We start from the raw sequence: 2,027 nt of genomic DNA on the forward strand, positions 1-2,027 counted from the left end.
TTGGGGGGTGGGGGTTGGGGGGGGGGGGGTTCTCTCGGCTGGCGCAGGCATCGGCCCTCGGTCGCGGCGACGACGGAGACGATCCTGACTCATACGCGCGCGGACGCGCGCAGCCCCTCCCCCTACCCCCCTCCCGCAAGGGGAGGGGGGACTTAAAAGACCCAGGAGCCGGTGCCCCATGTCGTCGATCTCCTCGATTCCCTCCCCCGCCGCGGGCGGCGGCCGGGCCTTCCTCCTCCGGGTGGCGGAGCTGCGGGCCTGGCTGTTCCTGCTGATCCTGGTCGTCTTCTTCGAGGCCTGGGCCCGGATCGCCTACGACACGACATTCATCCTGAACCCGTACAACCTGCAGTCGATCGGCATCTTCGCGGTGGCGCCGCTGCTGCTGGCGCTGGGCCAGACCTTCGTCATCATCTCGGCCGGCATCGACCTGTCGGTCGGCTTCACCATGGGCCTGGCCTCGGTGGTCGCCGCGCACGCCGCCAATCTCGGCCCGGTGCTCGGCCTCGGCCCGGTGCCGGCGATGCTGCTGGGCCTCCTCGCCGGCGTGGCCGTGGCCTTCGTGCCGGGACTGGTCAACGGCTGGCTGATCGCGCATCTGAGGGTGCCGCCCTTCATCGGCACGCTGGGCATGTACGGCGTCGCCCGCGGCAGCGCCTTCCTGATCGCCGGCGGCACCACGGTGCCGGTGGTCAACAGCTGGTTCGCCACCATCGGCAACGGGCGGGTCGCCGGCATCCCGACGGTGGTGCTGATCACCGTGATCGCGGCGCTGGCCATGCACTACCTGCTGTCGCAGACCCGGTTCGGCCAGCACACCTATGCGATCGGCGCCAACCGCAACGCGGCGCTGCGGGCCGGCATCGACGTGCGCCGCCACGCCATGAAGCTGTACCTGCTCTCCGCGATCTGCGCCGGGCTGGCCGGATCGCTCTACGCCGCCCGCTTCGCCGCCGGCGCGGCCCAGGCGGGGGAGCCGCTGCTGCTCGATTCGATCGCCGCCGTGGTGATCGGCGGCGCCAGCCTGTTCGGCGGTTCGGGCACGATCGGCGGCACCATCGCCGGCGCCCTGGTGATCGCGGTGATCCAGTACGGGCTGGTGTTCATCGACGTCGAGCCGTTCTGGCAGTTCGTGGCGGTCGGCGTCGTCATCATCATCTCGGTGCTGGTGGACCAGAGCCAGCGCCGGCTCGCGAGAGGGCGCCAGGATGACTGAACCGCCGATGACTGAACAGCCGATGGCTGAGCCACTGCTGTCGGTGCGCGGCCTGTCCAAGCGCTTCGGCGGGGTCCAGGCGCTGAACGCGGTGTCGCTCGACCTGCATGAGGGCGAGGTGGTGGCGCTGGCCGGCGACAACGGCGCCGGCAAGTCGACGCTGATCAAGGCGATCTCCGGCGTCCACCGGCACGACGAGGGCGAGATCCGCCTGGCCGGCGAGCCGGTCGCCTTCGCCACGCCGCATGACGCGCGCGACCGCGGCATCGAGACGATCTACCAGGACCTGGCGCTGGCCGACAACCTGTCGATCGGCGCCAACATCTTCCTCGGCCGCGAGCCGAAGCGGCGGCTGTTCGGCCTCCTGCCGGTGCTGGACCGCCGGCACATGGCCGAGGCGGCGCGGCAGACCATGGCGCGGCTGGACTTCCATGTCGAACGGCTGGAGGCGCCGGTCGCGACCTTCTCCGGCGGCCAGCGCCAGGCGGTGGCGATCGGCCGGGCGATCTACTGGAACGCGCGGATCCTGATCATGGACGAGCCGACCGCGGCGCTGGGCGTGCCGGAGCAGCGCAAGGTGCTGGCCCTGGTCCAGGCGCTGAAGGCGCAGGGCAAGGGCGTGGTCTTCATCTCGCACAATCTCGGCGACATCTTCGCGGTGGCCGACCGCATCGTCGTGCTGCGCCGCGGGATCAAGGCCGGCGAGCGCCGGACTGCGGAAACGGATGCCGACGAGGTGGTCCGCCTCATGGTGGGAGGGTGATGCTCCTTTGAGTCCCCCCTCCCCTCGCGGGAGGGGGTTAGGGGGAGG

Annotated in this window: 2 protein-coding genes; both read left to right on the forward strand. The window is 71.1% G+C overall.

Annotation, left to right across the window (positions count from 1 at the left end):
- The first annotated feature begins 178 nt into the window (after positions 1–178).
- Positions 179–1,216 carry an ABC transporter permease gene (locus ACFW16_RS36070; protein ID WP_380313923.1) on the forward strand — a complete coding sequence of 346 codons (1,038 nt, stop codon included), beginning with the start codon at positions 179–181 and terminating at the stop codon, positions 1,214–1,216.
- 22 nt (positions 1,217–1,238) lie between these two features.
- Positions 1,239–1,979 (forward strand): ATP-binding cassette domain-containing protein, encoded by a 741-nt coding sequence (locus ACFW16_RS36075; protein WP_380313924.1) that lies wholly within the window; start codon positions 1,239–1,241, stop codon positions 1,977–1,979.
- Positions 1,980–2,027: the final 48 nt, after the last annotated feature.

It is taken from the genome of Inquilinus sp. NPDC058860 (assembly GCF_042743185.1).
In the GTDB taxonomy this organism is placed as follows: domain Bacteria; phylum Pseudomonadota; class Alphaproteobacteria; order DSM-16000; family Inquilinaceae; genus Inquilinus.